16 protein-coding genes and 1 pseudogene are annotated in these 20,776 nt (G+C 39.2%); 11 read left to right on the forward strand and 6 right to left on the reverse strand.

Annotated elements, in window-relative coordinates:
• Nucleotides 1–86 precede the first annotated feature (86 nt).
• Together rarD and PR675_RS05625 are read right to left on the reverse strand one after the other, a co-directional pair.
• On the reverse strand, nucleotides 87–1,004 hold the full coding sequence (gene rarD, locus PR675_RS05620) for an EamA family transporter RarD (protein WP_060560818.1): 918 nt from the start codon (nucleotides 1,002–1,004) through the stop codon (nucleotides 87–89).
• 112 nt (nucleotides 1,005–1,116) lie between these two features.
• Nucleotides 1,117–2,061 (reverse strand): aminoimidazole riboside kinase, encoded by a 945-nt coding sequence (locus PR675_RS05625; protein ID WP_060560817.1) that lies wholly within the window; start codon nucleotides 2,059–2,061, stop codon nucleotides 1,117–1,119.
• Nucleotides 2,062–2,292: 231 nt separating this feature from the next.
• Here PR675_RS05625 and PR675_RS05630 point away from each other — a divergent pair, with 231 nt between their 5' ends.
• A complete protein-coding gene (locus tag PR675_RS05630) occupies nucleotides 2,293–3,747 on the forward strand; it encodes a glycoside hydrolase family 32 protein (RefSeq protein ID WP_040132356.1) in 1,455 nt (484 codons plus the stop codon).
• Nucleotides 3,748–3,786: 39 nt separating this feature from the next.
• Here PR675_RS05630 and PR675_RS05635 read toward each other — a convergent pair whose 3' ends face one another.
• Nucleotides 3,787–4,782 (reverse strand): LacI family DNA-binding transcriptional regulator, encoded by a 996-nt coding sequence (locus tag PR675_RS05635; RefSeq protein WP_036941349.1) that lies wholly within the window; start codon nucleotides 4,780–4,782, stop codon nucleotides 3,787–3,789.
• 488 nt (nucleotides 4,783–5,270) lie between these two features.
• On the opposite strand from PR675_RS05635, the gene PR675_RS05640 reads away from it, so the two are divergent.
• A complete protein-coding gene (locus PR675_RS05640; RefSeq protein ID WP_014656595.1) occupies nucleotides 5,271–5,900 on the forward strand; it encodes a response regulator transcription factor in 630 nt (209 codons plus the stop codon).
• Between the two features lie 701 nt (nucleotides 5,901–6,601).
• Nucleotides 6,602–8,035: a dihydroxyacetone kinase phosphoryl donor subunit DhaM gene (gene dhaM, locus PR675_RS05645; protein ID WP_042116772.1), complete on the forward strand. Its 1,434-nt coding sequence runs from the start codon at nucleotides 6,602–6,604 to the stop codon at nucleotides 8,033–8,035.
• Nucleotides 8,036–8,223: 188 nt separating this feature from the next.
• On the opposite strand, the pseudogene PR675_RS05650 reads toward dhaM, so the two are convergent.
• Both PR675_RS05650 and rimO read right to left on the reverse strand, forming a co-directional pair.
• Nucleotides 8,224–8,361 (reverse strand): annotated as a pseudogene (locus PR675_RS05650) (helix-turn-helix domain-containing protein); the annotation flags it as partial.
• A gap of 721 nt (nucleotides 8,362–9,082) precedes the next feature.
• A complete protein-coding gene (gene rimO, locus PR675_RS05655; RefSeq protein ID WP_004922699.1) occupies nucleotides 9,083–10,417 on the reverse strand; it encodes a 30S ribosomal protein S12 methylthiotransferase RimO in 1,335 nt (444 codons plus the stop codon).
• A 325-nt stretch (nucleotides 10,418–10,742) separates the two neighbouring features.
• Between rimO and PR675_RS05660 the strand changes: the two genes are divergently transcribed.
• A complete protein-coding gene (locus PR675_RS05660) occupies nucleotides 10,743–11,621 on the forward strand; it encodes a hypothetical protein (protein ID WP_239686443.1) in 879 nt (292 codons plus the stop codon).
• 102 nt (nucleotides 11,622–11,723) lie between these two features.
• Here PR675_RS05660 and PR675_RS05665 read toward each other — a convergent pair whose 3' ends face one another.
• Complete coding sequence (locus tag PR675_RS05665; RefSeq protein ID WP_004922707.1) at nucleotides 11,724–12,653, reverse strand: DUF7916 family protein; 930 nt, start codon at nucleotides 12,651–12,653, stop codon at nucleotides 11,724–11,726.
• Between the two features lie 264 nt (nucleotides 12,654–12,917).
• On the opposite strand from PR675_RS05665, the gene PR675_RS05670 reads away from it, so the two are divergent.
• The 7 genes from PR675_RS05670 to PR675_RS05700 all read left to right on the forward strand — a co-directional run bounded on the left by PR675_RS05670 (nucleotide 12,918) and on the right by PR675_RS05700 (nucleotide 20,757).
• The gene (locus PR675_RS05670; RefSeq protein ID WP_014656600.1) at nucleotides 12,918–13,475 is read left to right on the forward strand and encodes an iron transporter; all 558 of its coding nucleotides are present in this window, start codon (nucleotides 12,918–12,920) and stop codon (nucleotides 13,473–13,475) included.
• 226 nt (nucleotides 13,476–13,701) lie between these two features.
• Complete coding sequence (locus PR675_RS05675) at nucleotides 13,702–14,037, forward strand: cupredoxin domain-containing protein (protein ID WP_014656601.1); 336 nt, start codon at nucleotides 13,702–13,704, stop codon at nucleotides 14,035–14,037.
• A gap of 11 nt (nucleotides 14,038–14,048) precedes the next feature.
• Entirely contained in the window at nucleotides 14,049–14,882 is an 834-nt protein-coding gene (locus PR675_RS05680) for an FTR1 family iron permease (protein ID WP_004922715.1), read from the forward strand.
• A complete protein-coding gene (locus tag PR675_RS05685; RefSeq protein ID WP_036941362.1) occupies nucleotides 14,875–15,774 on the forward strand; it encodes an EfeM/EfeO family lipoprotein in 900 nt (299 codons plus the stop codon). The genes PR675_RS05680 and PR675_RS05685 overlap by 8 nt, the downstream gene beginning before the upstream one ends.
• Nucleotides 15,775–15,785: 11 nt before the next feature.
• Nucleotides 15,786–17,057, forward strand: a complete 1,272-nt coding sequence (gene efeB, locus PR675_RS05690; protein ID WP_060560815.1) for an iron uptake transporter deferrochelatase/peroxidase subunit — start codon at nucleotides 15,786–15,788, stop codon at nucleotides 17,055–17,057.
• A 264-nt stretch (nucleotides 17,058–17,321) separates the two neighbouring features.
• On the forward strand, nucleotides 17,322–19,721 hold the full coding sequence (locus PR675_RS05695; RefSeq protein ID WP_272582699.1) for a beta-N-acetylhexosaminidase: 2,400 nt from the start codon (nucleotides 17,322–17,324) through the stop codon (nucleotides 19,719–19,721).
• Nucleotides 19,722–20,055: 334 nt separating this feature from the next.
• On the forward strand, nucleotides 20,056–20,757 hold the full coding sequence (locus PR675_RS05700) for a tetratricopeptide repeat protein (RefSeq protein WP_060560814.1): 702 nt from the start codon (nucleotides 20,056–20,058) through the stop codon (nucleotides 20,755–20,757).
• Nucleotides 20,758–20,776: the final 19 nt, after the last annotated feature.

Consider the following 20,776-nt stretch of genomic DNA (forward strand, 5'->3'; position numbering starts at 1 on the left):
ATGGACAAGATTATATACGCAATCGTTTGCTTAAACCATAAGAGATCGTATTTCACTTCATTTATCGCAATATTCGCTTAGCATTTCTAACGCTTATCACGACCTGTTACATAAGGGACACGTTTGTGATATTCGTTGTAGCGCTTATGCAGCAAGGCAATAATACAGCACAGTAATCCTAACCAAATCAATGAGAAACTAACCCCTTTCACCCAATCAAATAGTTCATTAAATAAGAATACAGCTAATAAGAATTGGATCGTTGGTTCAATATATTGGGCAAGCCCTATTACGGTTAATGTTGTGCGTTTTATCGCCGCAGTGAAAAACAGTAATGGAATAATTGTCACCGGAGCCGCAAGCATATACAGCAGCTTGATTTGCCAATCCCCCGCCTCGACAGCACTCGTGCCATTAGCGGATAGCCACCATGTGATCCCAATGGCGACAGGCAATAGCCACATCGCCTCAACAAAAAGCGAAGTGATAACATCAAAACGAATAAATTTGCGGATCAAACCATAGACGGCAAAAGCACTTCCCATCACAAGGGCAAGTAGAGGCAATTCACCATACTGCCAGATTTGGAAACAGACACCGGAAAAAATCAGCAATACCGCCATTTTCTCGGCTAAAACTAGCCGTTCATGTAAAAATACGACCCCAAGTAAAATAGAAAACAGTGGATTAATAAAATAACCTAGGCTGGCAGCAAGTACTTGCCCATGGGTTAATGCATAAGTGAATGCCCCCCATGATATCGCCATAATAGATGAACTAAACAAACATAAAATAATTGAGCGTTTATCTGCCCATACTTGTTGCCAAAGCGTTTTATTTTTAATCCGTAAGCGAATGGCTAATAAAAAGGGGAGCGACCAAATTACACGTTGGGCAAGTAGCTCTAAAGGTTCAGCGCCGGGCAACAAACGGTAAAAAAGCGGTGTGATCCCCCATAAAATATAAGAAAAGATAGCCAATGCTACCCCTGATCTCAGTAACATAATTAACCCAAAATTGATGTTTTCTTAAATAAAATTTCACTATAAATATCATACACTTTTATTTATCAATTTGAATTAATTAACATCACTATTCACATCCGTAAAGCCCTTCTCAACGTTCGCGAATATGTAATGGTGGTTGCTGGTGAATAAATGCCGTTAGCTCTTGCTGGGATGGCGCTGTACTGATTGCCCCTTTACGTGTTGTCGCTAATGCACCACAAGCTGTTGCTTGTGTAATGACTTTCATTAAATCGTCATCATTATCACTCACTCCAAATTGGGCGATAGCCGCAAGCAATCCAGCCATAAAAGCATCACCAGCCCCCGTCGTATCAACACTTTCGACACGATATGCGCTAATGCCGATTTGATGAGTATGGGTTAATACCAAGCAGCCCTTCGCTCCCTGAGTGACAACTTTCAAACGGGCAGGATAATTCTTGAGTTTCTCTATTGCCCTATCCAATGTCACCTCCTCAACAAGCCACAATAACTCATCTTCCGAGAGTTTCAGTATGTCCGCCCGATAAGCAAATTCATCGACCTTGGTATGCATTTCAATAGGATCCGACCACATTTGAGGTCGAATATTAATATCAAAACTGAGTAATCCCCCCGCTTGCTGAATTTTATCAATTGCTTCATTTAATGATGCGCGGCAAACTGGATGAACAAGCGCTAACGAACAAAAATGCAGTATATCTTTTTCAAAACGCGGTAAATTTTTGTTACTGAGAAATTGATCTGCCGAAGGTGAAACTAAAAAGGAAAACTCACGTTCACCGTTTTCATGTAAAGACACTAACACCGTACTCGTGCGATACCGCTCATCAAATTCCATCGCGCTAGTATCAACACCGATATCAAATAACGTCTTTTGCATAAAATGACCAAAAGCATCTTCGCCTACGCGCCCAATAAAACCACTTGGTATCCCTAATTTTGCAACACCAGCAGCGACATTCACAGGAGCCCCACCAGCACAGGCTTCATATTGCATACTGTGCAAAGGAATTAAATCAACGACCGCATCACCTAAAGACCAAACTTTCATATTCACCCCATTCGAAGATTGAATGACTCGACATACAATTCTTACATTAACACAAATTAGTACTGGAAAACCCAGATTGTTAACGTTAACATTTAAAGCTTAGAGTATAAATAAAAGACAATATTAACGCACGTGTTATATCGCCTCATCCTATTTATGGATCAATGTGCATTACCTAATCTTTTTAACAATAAGCACTGATAAACAATCGGTACACGTAAAGGAGCTATGATGAAACAACGTATTGAACAAGCATCGATAGCGCTTGAAACAGCGAGACAATCTCTAAACAAGCAATTTTATCCTGAATATCATCTTGCCTCTTATGCGGGTTGGTTAAATGATCCAAATGGGCTTGTTTATCATAATGGTCTATACCATGCTTTTTACCAACATCATCCCTACAGTTCAGATTGGGGACCAATGCATTGGGGGCATGCTACGAGTCAAGATATGCTCCACTGGTCACATCAACCTATCGCCCTCGCACCGGGTAATGACTATGATCGCGACGGTTGTTTTTCAGGCTCTGCGGTCAGTCATCATGGAAAACTATACTTATTTTACACCGGTCATATTTGGTTATCCGATGAAGGGGATGACAGCGAGATCTATCAAGCGCAGTGCCTTGCAGTGAGTGAAGATGGCATACATTTTGAGAAAAAAGGTGTCCTTATTCCTCCACCTGAAGGTTATATGCACTTCCGTGACCCAAAAGTTTGGTATCAAGATTCCCGTTGGTGGATGGTCGTTGGTGCAAGAGACCATTTAAATCAGGGGCAAATTCTCCTCTTTAGCACAGAGGATCTACTTAATTGGCCTAGTGAATACCAAGTTTTGGCTAAAACAGAAGATAAAAATGTTTATATGTGGGAATGCCCTGATTTTTTCCCTTTAGGCGAACAGTTTGTCACATTATTTTCCCCTCAAGGCAAAAAACCATCGGGTCATCAGTATCGAAACCGTTTCCAAAATGGCTATCTTGTGGGTCATTGGTCCCCGCAACAGCCTTATGAAATAACTCACCATTTTACCGAAATCGATTTTGGTCATGACTTTTATGCGCCGCAAACTTTCTTATCTAAAGATGGACGGCGTATAGCGATTGCTTGGATGGATATGTGGGAAAGCCATATGCCATCAAAACCTCACGGTTGGTCAGGCTGCTTTACCATCCCAAGAGAGCTAACCTTGAACAACCAAGGTAAAATACAGGTAAACCCAATTAAAGAACTGGCATCGTTACGGCAAGAAGCTATTGAGATCACACCTTGTGTGTTAGAAAAAAATAGTGTGATTAAAATGTATGATGATGCCAAAGCCTGTGAAATTGAATTAATTTGGGATTTACAGAACAGCCCGGCTGAAAAATTCGGTTTTTGGATTGGTAATGGTGCTCAATTCTTCATTGATGGGCAGACACAAACCTTAATGCTCACCCGCCACTATCCAGAATATGTTATTAGTGATTATCGCTGTGCGCCGTTACCACAAACCCAGTATCTCAAAATACGTGCTTTTATTGATAAATCTAGCATTGAAGTTTTTATCAATGAGGGGGAAATGTGTTTTACCAGCCGAATTTATCCGCAAGAAGGGGAGCGAGCTTTAACTTTATTTGCCATAAACCAGAAAGCCAAATTAATAAAGGCGACATTATGGCCACTGCATAAAGCGGTCGAATAACCACTTTTTAAGGATCGCGAATAAACCGTGATCCTTTCATTAAATTGATGAGCGCTCCAGAAGGTCACAAGAAACATACTGTGTACCTTCAATTTTTCGTTGTTCAATAATATGTAATGCTGCCTCCTGCCCTAACTGATAGTGAGGCAGCACAACCGTACTCAATGGTGGATAAAACAGCTCCCCAACCGCAATCATATTGTCATACCCCAATACGGCAACATCTTTAGGTATACGCAGCCCTTTGCTCAGCAAAACCTGATACGCTAAAAAAGCGATACGATCATTACCACATACCACAACATCAAAATCAGGTTTACCACTTTCACAATGCCTATTAATAAGGTCGATCACATCCAGATAATGTTCATCACCAAGCGCTAAGTGATATTGTTTTAATGCCTCTTGTGGTAATCCAGCCGACTTCCATGAAGATTCAACCGCTTCTCTACGGGTCTGTCCCGCTAATGTTTCTTTTGGAATATACAAACACAAAGGGCGTCGATAACCTTTTTCAATCAGTTTGCACATTGCATGATACTGCCCGTGGTAATCATCAGGGATATAGGCAGGAAAATTCTGCTGTGGGTCAATACAGTTTGCCAATACAAGAGGATAAGTATGTAGCCCTTCTGGTATCGATACTTCTCTTAGCCCCATTGTTGTATAAATGATACCATCCGGCCGCTGCGACAATAATTGTCGTACAGCACGCTCATTATCATCATTTGATGTGATATTGACCACAAAACTACTCCAACCAAACTGCCTTGCGGTCTGTTCTATTGAAAGAATAATTTCAACTGAGTAAGGTGTTGTAGCCGTATCAAGCGCAAGTACACCAACCGTGGATATTTTCGACCCCTTCCCACGAATTTTTCGAGCGGAAAAATCAGGAACATAGTTAAGTGTTTGAATGGCTTGCTGCACCTGTTTTAGGGTATCAGGTTTCAGAAGCTCAGGGTTATTGATGGCTCTTGAGACTGTCATCAATGAAACATTAGCAAGTCGAGCCACATCTTTTAAAGAAGCCATTACGTGTTTTCACTCAGCCATATAATAACGAATGAAAATTCTAACATGATAAGGATAAAAATCACCTACAGGAGTGATTAAATATATTTGTGATTATTACAAATGAAACTATACTAAATCTAGTATTAGAGCTTTTTATGACTACTATTTTACGATATTATCATTCCATTACATAAAAAAATTTTATAACATATCTAAAATATATAGTGAGATAAACAAAGTATACGTGTTTTTACTTACCATATAGTAAGATATTTATTATTTTTTACTTAATGACACAAACGTTAACCATTAACCCTACTTTTATATTAAATTTACCTAGTCGCGAAATATAATATAAATTAAGGTCGTTAAAGGTCCGTAAATACATTAATAATAAATCTAAAAAATTAGCAAGAAAATATTACCATTAGCTTACGTAGCAATCTGGCTCAACGTATTTTTCAAATTTTATATGAATATCAAATCAGTGTAACAGGAGTATGGTGATGAATAACACCATTCACGTAATCATAGAAAATGATAATGTCATTAAGAATAAACTGAAACTAATGATGGAATCTTTTGGTTTCAATTTTAAGTTCTATAATGATGAAGATTTATTTACAAGTAATTATACGTACCCTCAAGAAGAAGGAGCAAAAGAGTGTGTATTAATATTCCTAAACAGTGAAAATAATCATATTGGCAGATTGAATAATATCAATGGTTCATTAGGTATCATCCCTTTTATTATCCTATCAGAAAAGCCATCTGTAGAGCTTTGCCGTGAAAGTTTCAAATCCGGCGCATTTGATTTCTTTTCATTTCCATTTAAAGATTCGGATATCGCGCATGCTGTCAGCCATGCTATGGAATTGTTTGCTAATGAGCATTCTGAGCTCAAGAAATACAATAAATTAGCAGATAAATTTGATCGTCTTTCCAATCGAGAAAAAGAGATCATGGATATGATCCTAGAAGGTAACACGAGTAAGGAAACTGCTGAAAAATTAGCACTTTCGCCAAGAACGGTTGAAGTTCATCGCTCAAATATTTATACAAAACTCGGCATAAAATCGTTACCGCAATTAATACAAGAGTATGAATATATAAATACTTACTCTAGAAATTTATGACATCATTGATTATCAATGCACATTGTCGATAATATTAATTTAGCTATTTAGCTTTAATTAATTAAAAAATTTAACCATTAATATATTTTTATTTTGAATATTAAGGTTTTTACAGTTTTAATTGCTATAGGCCATTTTCATGGCTAGATTAGTTAATGTTCTGGGCTGCCACATGTAAACTTGCAGTGTGTCAGCCTCCTTCGCCGATATCGTTAATGTTACTTAAGTGAATTATTATTTTCACCGTGAAATAATTTCGCATATTAGTTTTAAGTTATTTCACTTATCTCCCTCTTTCATATAAATAACCGCCTAGGTGCACTCAACTTTTCTTTTAAATTTAAGTTACTCTCCGTTAAATCCTATTCTCTAAAAATGCTCTTAATCTAAAAAAAACGGTTCAAAACTGACATCCAAGTATCAATGATTAGTCAATAATAATGCCGTTACTTCATTTTTCTTTAATTTTTGTATCAGTAAGCTGACACCATGAAAATTTCAGGAAAAGGGAGCAAACGTTTTTAAGTCTCGATCCTTGCCACACAGCAAACATCCACGAGCATTGGCTGGTTTATTTGCGCTTCCGCTAATATTTTGCACTTTTATTGCTCAATAACAGCCGAGGCGCTCTCTTTTTGCCGTAAAATTCCCTATTATCAAACGATACGATTGAACGCCACACTTTGGTAAAGGAGAAGGATATGATTGGTCTCATTATTGTTTCTCATAGTAAATTGCTCGCTGATGGGTTGCATCAACTTGCAGCGCAAATGCAAAACAAACAAAAGTGTCACATCATCACCGCGGCAGGTGTTGATGATGAAACTCACCCTATCGGCACAGATGCGGTGAAAGTGATGGAGGCAATCGAAAGTTTATCCGATGCCGAGCATATCATTTTATTAATGGACTTAGGCAGTGCACTACTCAGTGCAGAAACGGCACTTGATCTCATCGATCCAGATTTGGCAGAAAAGGTTCATTTATGTAGCGCCCCTTTAGTGGAAGGCGCCATAGCGATTACGGCCGCCGCATCGGGTGGAGCTTCAATTGATGAAATATTAAATGAAGCTCAACAAGCTTTACAGGCAAAACAGCAACAGCTAAATGACACCGTCACTACCACTGAGAATGAAAAAGACAAACATACTCATTTTTCAGAGCAGGCATTAACAACCCAATGGGTGGTCAAAAATCCTTCGGGCCTACATATCCGCCCAGCGGCAAAATTAGCGACGTTGCTTTCTGGTTTTACAGCCACACTAGAATTACGTCATGGTGAAAAACGCGCGGATGCGAAAAGCATGAACCAAATTGCGTTATTACAAGTGCGTCAAGGTGACAAAATTACATTGGTTGCAGAAGGAGTAGATAGCCAAAATGCCATCGATGCTTTTAATCAGCTTGCCCAACACAATTTTGGAGATAACATCGCAACAACGGACAGCAAAACCTTTGTAGGGAAAACGGCCTATGTACCAACCGTAGCAGGGTTAGCTCATCACCACGCTCCAAACACTGAACTTTGCATTTCGTCTTATCAAACAAGTGAAAACGAAACCCGTAGGGCCACCAAAGCAATTGAACAGTTAAAAACGCACTTAGATTCTCTCGCTAATACACTGAACGAACAATATGGTGAAGAGATTGCCAATATTTTTCGAGGACATCGCTTATTATTAGAAGATGATGAACTTGTAGAATCAATCACACAAAGCATCGAAAATGAATGCAATACTGCCTATGACGCGATTTCCAACATATTCAACAATATGTCAAAACAGTATCAGCAACTAGACGATGAGTATTTACAAGCTCGATTTATTGATATTGAAGACTTAAAAAATCAGTTACTTATGTCAATATCATCTGTCGCACAGCCATCATGTGCTTTCACCGAGCCTACGATTATTTTAAGTGGTAACTTAGGCCCCTCTGAACTACTTCGCTACAGAAACACAAACGTAGTGGGTGTTGCTCTGGCAAATGGTTCCCCTTATTCCCATACCTGTATTATTGCGGCAAAAATGGGGTTACCGATATTAACGGATCTTGGCGACAACATTCACCAAATAGCTGAACAAACAAAATTACAATTATCTATTGAGACTCGCTCATTAATAGTGGCGTCATAAATGGTGAAACGGTGAGCTTCAACTACCACCACTGACAATTTCTGATAGATTCAACATAGGCCGCCGTAAAAATATACGGCGGTTTGTGTAACGACTCGAAAGGCTTTTATATCTCTTGATGATAACCATCAATTACAACCATTTTTTGCTCATTGTTTTTCATGCATAATGAGGCCGCTTTGAGTTAGTTACTTATATTCCTTAATATTAATGTCGTATTGCTTTAGTTTTCGCCAAAGCGTTGTTCTCCCCATATTCAAGACTTGATGCATCTCTTGGACCTTTCCACCACAAAGCCTTGCCGCTTCGATAATTGCCGCTTTTTCGACTTCCTGAATACTCAGCTCTCGGCGCTCTGTAGGTTGATGCTTTTCAAAAACCAACTCTTGCAAACATAAGTGACGCTTTATTTTCTCACTGATTTCACGACCAACAGCGTTTGCTAAGGCAAGTAGAATAGTGCTGTCAACCGTTTGAGAAGCAAACGCAACGATGGCAATTAATGCCCTATTTTCACAATAAATAGGGGCGAGATAATAAAAGGTTCCCTGTAACTTAACAGGATGAGTAAATAAGCTAAATAACGCTTCCTGAGTTGTACAATTTGATAATACGTTGGTAATAGCCAATGGTGCTGTCAGCATCTCACTTAACCACAACGTTTTTCCATTAGGCTCAATAAGTGAAGCATCGATAGTCATATCATTGATAGGAGCCAATCCGTTTTCGATAGCAAGACTGGCAAAATGAATTAACAACTCTGAAGAAATCGCCTTCGCCACTTCTTTTGATTTGGGAGAAATTACTGGAGATGATAAATCAATAGACATAGCCATCCTTATACATCCGTAAGTCATTCTCAAATTATGTCAATTTTTCATGAAATTTTAATATCACAAATCAAATAATACATGAATAGTTTTTTATCCTTTGATCTAGGACAATAACATTGATTATATCGAAATTAGATACTAATAATGCGGCTAAAAAAAGCCTGCTCGTTCAATTATTGAGCAGGCTTTTGTCTATTATCTTTTCACTTGGTGGTTATTCAGAGACAATTGAACCCCAGAGATCATACTCATCAGCATGCTCAATCAGCACATTAACAATGTCACCTGGCTTCACGTCAAATTCACCATTTAAATAAACCATACCATCAATTTCTGGGGCATCCGCCATACTACGACCAATTGCACCTTCATCATCGACTTCATCAATGATAACAGGCAATTTGCGCCCAATTTTTTCTTGCAACCTTTCTGTTGAAATTTGTTGTTGCAACTGCATAAAACGATGATAGCGCTCCTCTTTAACTTCTTCAGGAACCTGATCGGCTAGTTCGTTCGCTTTCGCGCCTTCAACTGGACTATATTTAAAGCAGCCAACGCGATCAAGGCGCGCTTCTTGTAAGAAGTCGAGTAACATTTGGAAATCTTCTTCCGTTTCCCCTGGGAAGCCCACAATAAAAGTAGAGCGTAAAGTTAATTCAGGGCAAATTTCACGCCAGCGTTTAATACGCTCAAGTGTTCTTTCGACCGCACCTGGGCGTTTCATGAGTTTTAGAATTTTTGGGCTAGCATGTTGCAATGGAATATCCAAATAAGGAAGAACTTTCCCTTCCGCCATCAATGGGATTACCTCATCAACATGTGGGTATGGGTAGACATAATGTAAGCGAACCCACACACCAAGTGACGCTAATTGCTCACATAAGCCAACCATACTGGTTTTAACGGGTTTACCTTCCCAAAAGCCTGTACGATGTTTGACATCAACACCATAAGCGGAAGTATCTTGTGAGATCACCAGTAGCTCTTTAACACCTGATTCAACTAAGCGTTTTGCTTCATTTAGTACATCCCCAATGGCGCGACTATCTAAGTCACCACGCATGGATGGAATAATGCAGAATGTACAACGGTGATTACAACCTTCCGATATCTTCAAATAGGCATAATGTTTTGGCGTTAATTTAACACCTTGCTCAGGAACTAAGCTCAAAAAAGGATCATGTTCTGGTTTTGGCACATAATGATGAACATGATTGAGTACTTGCTCATAACTATGAGGGCCTGTAATTTCGAGTACTTTTGGGTGTACTTCGCGGATTTGGTTTTCTTTAGCCCCAAGACACCCTGTCACAATCACTTTGCCATTTTCATTTAATGCTTCACCAATCGCTTCAAGAGACTCTTGAACGGCACTATCAATAAAGCCACAAGTATTCACAATGACCAAATCAGCATCATCATAACTTGGTACAACTTGATAGCCATCTGTGCGTAGTTCAGTCAAGATACGTTCTGAATCGACAAGATTTTTTGGGCAGCCAAGTGAAACAAAACCAATTTTTGGCACCGGATTAGTATTTTGCGACATAACTCACTTCTTTTATTGTTTTAAAAAATGGGCTGGATTTTACCTGAAGTATAGTAAAAATTGTACAAATTTTTAGCTATGAACATTGATTAGATTAAGCCATTTACCTCTTAAGGATTTTACCGCTATAAAATAGACATTATTAATACATCGTTATTTATTAGCTATCAAATTTGACTTATGTTACCCTCTTCGATTCCATTCAAAAGGGTTGATGCTAAATACTGTTCGTTAAAATATGAAGAAAAATAAGAGCAAGAATAAGAAAAGCAACAGACGTAGAAATAACCATAGCTACAACAGCAATACTTTCAGTATGGGTAGCATGAGTAACGACAATAGTATCAGTAACAACAATAACCCTTATGTTATCTTCGAAACGATAATTTACCCATTACCAAATGAACTAAAACGCCCTATAGAATCCGTAATTGGCCATGGTAATCAAGCAGTTATTTATTTTTTATGGCTATTTTTTGCATTGCTATATGCATTTACTTCTCTCATTTTATGGGAAGTTATCTTGGGAAAGTTACTTTTTATTACTATTGAGGCCATACTATTAGTTTCATTTTATGCTCTACTAAAACGATTAAGTAAAACTGTTGGTTATTTTTCTGTAGATAACGACGGATTTCGTATTATTAATACCCTATATCCAAACGGGAACATTGAAATACTCTGGGAAACTATTTGCTCTGAGTATATTGTGCATATTAAAACAAGCGGTAGAAATCGGCCTGACTATCTTGTTTTTCAATATAAAAATGCCTCAAATGAGCGTAAAGAATATAAATTACCCCTCGAAAACTGGCTTAACTATTCACTTTTCTCTCCAATAGAAAAAAGGAAGTGGATGCTCAAGGCGGTCCTTAAAGGACTTGCGAGAACTCCTGATATAAAAATCAATCAAAGTGTATTTACTAAACTCGATGTAAACCCAAAAACCTTTGAATTTGCACCATCAAAGAGAAGGGTGGAAAATATAGAGGCCATTATTATCTCAATCATAATTTTAGGTCTTTCCTTTATATTATGGACATTTTTGTCCATAAACCTACCATTTTCATGGGCTTTAGGTTTGTTATTAGCTTCAGTTATCCCGATATTTATTGGATTGACTTTATTTATGAGTTGGCTTTATCCAGAAACTGTAAACAATATTAGCTATACCAATACAGATACCGATACCGTTAATAAATAATCACCTTAGCTGTCGCACTTTCCTCATTTGGTCTACCTAATGAAACGAATATAAACCACAAAGCCGAAAGCTATTCCCTATCAACTCTCGGCTTAAAAAACACTAACGATTTATTGAACGAGCAATACGTGAATAAGTATGCCGAACACCTCGGATCACAATGCCATAATTTAAAATATTCTCTGGTAATGCAATACCGTTATAGCCCGAATCGCCGATATGATGCAGATCTGTTCCTGCCATTTTGCACATCAGCGCAATTTGGCGAATGGTTTGTATATCCGCCCCTTCTTGCGATGTCCCAATTGCCGTCATCGTTAATACCCCTTGTGAATGACAATAAGCCACCATTTTTTGCACAAATTCGGCTGAGATCCCCGGCACCGTTCCAGGGGCTGGTAATAAAATCACATCTGCACCGCTATCAATAAAACTACGAATATCTGTCTCGGTAATTAACTGCTCAGCAGATTCATTTAACACCCCCGCAGCATGCATTTTGCCCGTGACCAAGATAATATTTTCACCCACAGCCGCTTTAAGCTCTTTTAGGCTTAAATTAATTTCATGATTGGTGACGCCATTGCCTGGATTTCCCGTTAATACAATAATATCCACTCCCATCTCTTTTAATTTGATGGCATTTTTTACCGTAGCTAATCGCCCTTCAGATATTTTCCACTGCGCATCTTGATGAGGATTATTAAAACCTGCGGGAACAGGCTCTAGATTCACGCCGATAGCTCGGCCAGTAAGGCGTTTTAACGTGCGGATGATCTCTGTTTGAGGTGTATTATCAGGAAGCCCTTGGACAACGGGATTATCCACATCAAAAATGTTTAATAGTAAAATGTCAGCACCTTGACTCGCTGCAAGTTCAGCATTTGTCACATTCATTAAAACAGGTTGAATAGTGCCAATAGTCTCAGAAACCACTAGGCGCCCTTCACTTCCTTTAATCGCTTCTAATAATGCCTTTTTATTCATATGCAGTATTTCAGAAGCCGTACAATCAAGATAACGTTTTTGCATACTTTACACCTTTATATATTCGTGGGGTGATAATAAACAAACTCTGTTCAATTCATCGTGACATAAAATCAATAAGCTGATTATATTCGATATAACAAGATATTTTTTAAAGAATAATAACTTTCTTACTGTAATTATTTTTTTAAAACTTTTCATGTATTTGGCGTTAAATGAAATTTTCAGCTTAAACTTTAACTTGAATAGCAGTAATAATAATGATTATCATTGCGCTTCCTATAATAAAATAATGGTAAGGACAAAATGATGAAACTCGCTTATCAAGCTGCTGTTTCGGGTTTAGCTCTATTCTCTGTGGCTGCTTTTGCTCAAGAATACCCTTTAGGCCAGCCCGTCATTAAAAATGGAATGGAAATCCAAGGTGTTTATCTACAGCCTATCACAATGGATACCGAAGAAGGACAACATGCAATGTCCCACCTTCCAGCCGATAAAGCAGATATCCATTTAGAAGCAGATATTCATGCGGTTGAAGATAATCCGAATGGTTTTGCTGAAGGTGATTGGATCCCATATCTCAGCATCGAATACACAGTAACTAAACTTGGTGACAAACCCCAAACCCAAACGGGTACTTTCATGCCAATGGTCGCAAGTGATGGGCCTCACTATGGCGAAAACATCAAGTTAGATGGTAATGGTAAATACAAGGTAACCTACAAAATTTATCCACCATCCTACAACAAACAAGTTGCCTTTGGTCGTCATATCGATAAAGAAACAGGCGTTGCTCCTTGGTTCAAACCTTTCGAAGTTTCATGGGAGTTTGACTATGCGGGCGTCGGCCGTAAAGGCAGCTACTAACCTACGAATCAATACTCTAAATCATTCGGGATGCAGCTAAGTGAAATGAATGTATCACAAGGATCATACAAACCTTTATGAACTGTGCGCATCAGCATCACTAATATCGCTGTTATTTAAACTTGAATATCGCGAGTGTATAGGGTTTAAGGGCTAGCCGCTGCTTAATTGCTGCGAATAGCCCTTTTACTTTTATTAAAGGTCACTTTTGTTGAGCTAAATGAAGATGAGAACACTACTAAGCCTTACTCTGCTTCTTTTTTCAGTGCTAATACCGAATACGGTTTTCGCAGCAGAAAAATTTACCGTCGAACTCGAAATGAAAAATGGTGACTTGATCCCACGAGTCCTCGAGGTTCCTGCAAAAACTATTATTCGGATCAAAATCACCAATACAGGCACTGAACCTGCAGAGTTTGAAAGCACCCAATTACGCAAAGAAAAAGTGCTCGCTCCGGGGGCTAGCTCTGTTGTCGTCATTGCACCTCTAAAACCAGGAAGTTACACCTTTTTTGATGATTTTCACCTGTCTCACCCAAAAGGTGAGATCATAGCGAAGTAGTAGGATAATTTATGGGGCAAGTTCTGTTTGTTGTATGGCGTGAAAGCTTTGAAGCGCTACTCGTTATCGGCATTATCTATGCGTGGATCAAACACCACCCAGATGCACGAAATGGAATGCGTTTTTTATGGACTGGGGTTGCCCTCGGTCTTCTCATTTCCATTTTGTTAGCATTACTCATTTATGGCGTATTTAATATTCTTGATGATACAGGGCAATCCCTGTTTATGATCTTTATGGAATTCCTTGCGTGTATATTAATCGTCCAAATGGTCTATTGGATGAATAAGCATGGTCGTTCCTTAAAATCCGAAATTGAATCCGGTATTAGCCGAAATGCAGAACGCCATAATTGGTGGGGAGCAGCACTCATCATCGCTATTGCTATTGCTCGAGAAGGTAGTGAGATCGTTGTTTTCCTATCTAGCTTTATCATGTCATTAAATGCAGAAAATGCTTCAGGATTTGCTTTAGAAGTCGCAGGTGGCGTATTAATTGCAGGCCTAACATTATATGCCTTCTTGCTTACTAACCGTTTTATTTCATGGAAGCTGTTCTTTAAAATCACCGGCGTGGTCTTACTCTTTCTTGCTTTATCGCTACTACTCAAAGGGGTTGAAGAGAGCGCAAACTTATTAATTGAATATGATTATGCTATTCCTGAGTTTTTAATTTACCCAGCATGGGATACGACAGCACTATTAGATGATTCAAATATTGTAGGTAATTTTATCTCTTCGTTCTTCGCTTACCGCTCACAACCAATTTGGCTAAGTGTGATTACATTTGTCATTTATTGGATAGTCGTTATCGCGCTGTTTTCTCGGAGTAAAAAACATGCGTAATGCTAAAACACTAAAGTCTATGTTTCTATGCGGTATGGTTTTAGTCATAGCAATACCCACTACTGTATCAGCAAAAGCATTAAGATCCCCTGTACAAACAGGGGATGACATAATTATCGCTAAAGGTGATATTCCCACCCCTGAGAAATATCATTCCGCCATTACAAATTATTTAAGTTATACAACGGAACAATTAGGCAAAATGGTTTCTCAACTGGAAACCTTGAACAAAAGTTTAAAAAAAGGCGACCTCAAAACCGCTGAACAAGCCTATATTCAGGCACATCAATATTACGAATCTGTTCGCCCAATTATTATATTGTTTGGTAATACTGACAGAACCATTAATGCTAGGGCTGACTACTTTCTTGATAAAGAAAAAGATTACCGTTTCACTGGTTTCCATCTTATTGAATATCAATTATTTGACCGTAAAGACAGTAAAGCGGCACTCGCTGCAACCGATGAGCTACTGCTAAAAGCCCGGGATCTTCAAAAACGCGTAGCGACTGAACGTGTTGAGATACCTAAATTAGTGCAAGCGTCAGCCGATTTTATTGAGATGATCCTTGAAACTAAATTGGCTGGCAAAGAGAATATCTATAGCCAATCTGATTTGAGCGATATAGCAGCAAACCTGCAAGGCTCACAACACGTTATTAAAGTGCTGACCCCTTTTATCGCTCCCAACGTGCTCCAACGTATCCAAAATAATTATCAAAAGGCCAATGAGATCATGAAGCCTTATCAATTGCCCTCGGGGATTTACCAACCTTATAACCAGTTGAGCAAAAAAGACATGATGGCACTTTATTCCGTATTAACGCAGCAAGCTGAAGACCTCGCACAGCTCAGATATCAGCTCAGTGTTGATGTATATTATAAATATTGAGGTAACAAGCCATGAAGGCTAAATTACAAAACGATTCTACAACTGTCAGCTTATCTCGGCGCAATGCATTAAAAACATTAGCTGTTGGTAGTTTTATTGCAGCGGCTCCTACATTTGCGACTAACACGCGCCAAAATGCCTGTTTGTCGTCCTATGATAAGACGATCCCTTTTGAAGGCTTACACCAAGCGGGTGTTTTAACGCCTGAACAGAAAAATGCCTCATTTATTGCATTTAATGTCACCGTTGAATCACTCGATAAACTACAGAAGCTATTCGAAATACTGACAAAAAGAATTGCGTATCTAACGCAAGTACAAACAGCACCTAAAACCCCTAATGACCGTATGCCGCCGGCTGAATCAGGGATTTTAGGAACTCACATTCAGCCAGATGCTTTAACTGTCACGGTTTCTCTGGGTCAGAGCTTATTTGATACACGATTTGGGTTAGATAAAATCAAACCTCGCTATCTTGTTGAAATGACCAGTTTTCCAAATGATAGGCTAGAGCAAAAGTGGTGTGGCGGTGATATCACATTACAAATTTGTGCGAATAGTCAAGAAAGCGTCATTTATGCGTTACGCGATATTTTAAGGCATACATCCCCTTTTATGTTCCCACTGTGGAAAATAGATGGTTTCTTACCTTCTCGTGATATTGACAGCCAATCAACGCCAATCAATTTATTTGGGTTTAAAGATGGCACAGGCAATGCCCCTGCCAATGATAACCAATTAATGAATGAACTTATTTGGGTTACCGAAGGAGGAAAAGAGCCTAGTTGGTGTACTGGCGGCACCTATCAAGCAGTACGACTCATCCGTTTTAATCTTGAATTTTGGGATAGAACCCCGCTTGAAGACCAAGAAAATGATTTCGGTCGCCATAAAGATACAGGGGCACCTATCGGTATGAAGCAAGAACATGATGACCCTCAATTTGACAAAGATCCTCATGGGGACCGCGTATTATTCGACTCCCACATGCGCCGTGCCGAACCTCGTAACCCTGAGCGTTATACCGCAAAACTAAGGCGCCGTAGCTACAGCTACTCACTTGGTTTAACCCCTAATGGGTTACTTGATATGGGGCTTATCTTCGTTTCATACCAAAAAAATCTTAAAACAGGTTTTATTGATACTCAAAAACGGCTTAATGGTGAGCCACTTGAACGCTATATTAAACCTTTTGGGGGTGGCTACTATTTTGTATTGCCAGGTGTACAAACAGCCCAAGACTACCTAGCTCAAGGTATGTTTGAAGCCGCCAAAAAAGCTTAATCGATTTAATTTTTGCGGGATCGCGCATTGCCTTCCCGCACTTGAATATTCTACTAAACATCATCACCCCCTCTTTTCCCTTCTAATAGCCACATTTAAAAACAATCACAAAATCAATAAATTAAATAAATCAACATCACTCACACTTAATTCGCAATAAAAAATAATGTGACCCGTATCATTTAATACGATAACCGTGTTGGACTTCATAGATTGATTTATGCTCAAAATGGCATTCACTATTACGAATAATAAGGGATCTCTATGATTAACAAACTTACGTCTGCTATCGTCATATCCTCACTTATTTACTCATTACCAAGCGGAGCACAATCATTATCTGAATTACCGCTCATGCCTTGGCCACAGCAAGTTGAAGTAAAAAATGCCGATGGAAAATGGGTATTAAATAATACGCTAGATATTTATGTAGAAGGCGATGATTTAGGTGATGCAACCCGTCGTTGGCGTGAAAGAATAGAGACCCAAACAGGCTGGCAATTAACACCACACCAAGCAAACAACACTCAAGCCCCGATAAAAGTTTTTATCGAGAAAAAAGTACCTGAATTGCCATCTCTACAAATGGACGAAAGTTATCAAATCACAACAGATAACCATGGCGCCACGATCAAAGCGGCAACCCGATTTGGTGCAATGCTAGCGATGGAAACATTATTACAATTGATACAAACAGATGGGGAAAATACGTTTATCCCACTGCTTACAATTAAAGACAGTCCGCGTTTTGCTTGGCGCGGTGTGATGCTTGATTCTTCACGACATTTTTTACCAATCAATGATATCTTGCGCCAAATTGATGGTATGGCAGCCGCTAAGTTAAACGTTTTTCATTGGCACCTAACCGATGACCAAGGTTGGCGTTTTGAGTCACTTAGCTACCCTAAGTTACAACAGCTAGCCAGTGATGGCCAATACTATACTCAAGATCAAATGCGCCAAGTTGTCGCCTATGCCAAAGAAAGAGGAATTCGGGTGGTGCCTGAAATTGATTTCCCTGGTCATGCCTCAGCTATTGCTGTTGCCTACCCTGAGCTTATGAGCGCACCTGGCCCTTACCAAATGGAACGTCACTGGGGAGTGCATCAGCCTCTACTTAATCCAACCCAAGAAAATGTGTACCAATTTACAGATAGCTTAATTAACGAGTTGACCACTATCTTCCCAGATGAATATATCCATATTGGCGGAGATGAGGTTGACCCAACCCAATGGAAAAACAATCCATCTATTCAGGAGTTTATGCAAAAAAACAACCTGAAAGATACCCATGCACTACAGGCTTATTTCAATCAACGGCTTGAACAAATCCTCACAAAACATAACCGTAAAATGGTCGGCTGGGATGAAATTCAACACCCTTCACTATCAAAAAATATTGTTATTCAGTCGTGGCAAGGACAAGATTCTTTAGGCGATAGCGCTCAAGAAGGATTTAAAGGTTTACTTTCAACCGGTTTCTATCTCGACCAATCTCAAAGTGCGGCATACCATTATCGAAATGAGATACTACCTCAGCCACTTACTGTAGAGACAAATGTTAAACAGGGTGAACAATCACAAAGTTGGCAATTTGAAATCGAAAGGTTAAAAGGTAGCCCCGTAAAAGGCAGTTTTACATTAATAAAGGGGTCAAATGGATGGCGTGGATTTATTGATTTTGCAGGTAAATCACGTCGAGAAATTAATAAGATTGAGTGGTTTTCGCCTAAACAAGTCAGTTTCTCAGTGGACACTTGGATGGGAGAAACTCGTCCTGTTGTTACTTTAACGGATGATAAATTAAGCGGTTATACCATAATAGGTAATGCTCGCTATCCAACGACAGGAACCCACTTAACAGCCATTCCCGAAGGAATTGCGCCAACCACGCCCGACAATAATAAAATGACCAATATTCTCGGCGGGGAAATTGCGTTATGGGCTGAAAATATTCGCGCTCCCATCATTGATACTAAGCTATGGCCACGTGCTTTTGCCGTATCCGAGCGCCTATGGTCTGCAAAAGATGTCAATAATGAGAATGACATGTATCGTCGCCTAAACGCAACAGATGCTTGGTCAACCATTTCGGTGGGTTTACAGCAGCATGCACAAACGGCCCGTGAATTTACACGTTTAGCAAATGGCGTTGAAATTGAGCCTTTGATGATCCTCTCTGAGTCTGTAGAGCCTGCACATTACTATACTCGCCATCATCTTAAGTGGAGAGAAAACCAATATCATCAATATGAACCTCTTAACCGATTTGTCGATGCTTTACCGGCCGAAAGTATGCAAGCAAGAGCCTTCCGCCAGCATATTGACGCATTAATCGCTAAACCGAATGATACAGCGGCAGCACAATGGTTAGAGCAGAGATTAAAACGTTGGCAAGATAATATTCCACAAGTCCAGCGTCTTATTAAACAGAATGCTAACTTAGTTAGGTTAACGCCTGTTACCGAAAATGTGGAACAATTGACGGTGATTGGTTTAGAACTGATTAAGCATTATACGACAGGTGAGCCGTTAGCCGAGAGCCGTAAAGCAGCTATTTTGCAGCAGTTAGAAAAAAGCTCAGGTTTGCAAGATGAAGTTGTCATTGCAATTGTCGAACCACTAGAAAAACTACTCCGCCACATCCCGACAACAGGTCAATAGTTACAGTCAATCCCCCCTTTAGTTAAACTCAAGTGTTCGACTTTTGGGGGGAATATAATCGGTATAAAGAGTTTTAATAGTTGGAAAATCAGTCACTGTTTGTTTATGCTATTATTTTACCTTAAGTCAAACTTACTTTAATGATATCGCCACTTTTTCAGGCATGTTTTTCATTCGCTATTTTCTCGATGATAAAGCCAGATAAGCAATAACACTTATTAATTCCATATTGAATTATTGCTTTTATGCTCTGAACTAAAATTCGTTAGATTTTAATATCTTTATATAACATAGCGATACCTACCTCACGTGCTGATTAGGGAATAAGGATTAGATGAAAAAAACGATTTTTCTCCTTTTTTTGGGAATGCTTCCAGTAGTCGTTAGTGCCGCAAGTTGTGAAGTACCAGATCATGATTTATGTATAAAAATCGAACAGGGAAATGCAACTGCTCAATACAGATTAGGTACTATGTATCAATATGGAGAAGGAGTTATACAGGATTATCAGAAGGCTAGACAGTGGTATGAGAAAGCAGCAAAACAGAACAATGCAGATGCTCAATATAAGCTTGGTGTGATGTTTAGTCATGGTTGGGGTGGGGAGCAAGATGATCAGCAAGCGCGGCTATGGTACCTGAAATCGGCCCAACAAGGAAATTCTAGCGCTCAAAGCAACTTGGGGGTGATGTTCTATCTTGGAGAAGGAGTTGAGCAGGATTACCAGCAAGCGTTACGGTGGTATTTGAAATCTGCCGAACAAAATAATAGTGCAGCTCAGAATAATCTTGGCGTGTTGTACCAGTATGGAAATGGTGTTGAACAGGATTACCAGCAGGCGCTACAGTGGTACCAGAAAGGTGCAGAACAAGACAATGAGTTGGCTCAATTCAATCTAGCACAAATGTATGATAAAGGATTAGGAGTTAGACAGAGCAAATCAACTGCTAAAATTTGGTATAGCAAGTCGTGCGATAACGGTAATCAAGATGGGTGTAAAAGAGTTCTAGAACTAAAAGATATCAGTGAACAATAAATAGGGAGAGCCATTGCCG

It is taken from the genome of Providencia sp. PROV261 (assembly GCF_028477945.1).
Taxonomy (GTDB): Bacteria; Pseudomonadota; Gammaproteobacteria; order Enterobacterales; family Enterobacteriaceae; genus Providencia; species Providencia stuartii.